The following is a 420-nucleotide window of genomic DNA, read 5'->3' as shown; positions in this document are numbered from 1 at the left end:
CTCGGAACCCACTTTAACCGTAACTGCATCGCCCGCTTTGACGTCGTTATCCACTTTACCGCTGACGGCAATGGTCTGACCGGACTCGGTCGCATTGATCACGTTATCGGACGTCACATCGTCGATAGTGATCGAGGCAACTGGCGCAACGGTATCGACGCCATAAGCGTGGCTGGTATTGGCCGTGGTGGCGTTGCCTGCAGTGTCACGGGTGGTGACCGTCGCAGAGATATCGCCATTCGCCGCCAGCACGGAGCCCAGTACGTTAACGCTCCAGGTTTTGCCATCGGCATTGACGGTAGTCTGATAGGTCTCGGTACCCACTTTAACGGTGACTGTATCGCCGGCTTTGACGTCGTTATCGACTTTACCCGTCACCGCAATGGTCTGGCCGGATTCGGCCGCGTTAATCACGTTATC

At 56.4% G+C, this 420-nt stretch carries 1 protein-coding gene; it reads right to left on the bottom strand.

The features are described 5' to 3' along the window. Window positions 1–420, bottom strand: a 420-nt coding sequence (locus WCT94_RS20860; RefSeq protein ID WP_336871610.1) for an Ig-like domain-containing protein, incomplete at both ends; no start/stop codon positions are given.

It is taken from the genome of Pectobacterium sp. 1950-15, assembly GCF_037136835.1.
Classification (GTDB): Bacteria; Pseudomonadota; Gammaproteobacteria; order Enterobacterales; family Enterobacteriaceae; genus Pectobacterium.
This window is presented reverse-complemented; position numbering and strand designations above follow the sequence as displayed.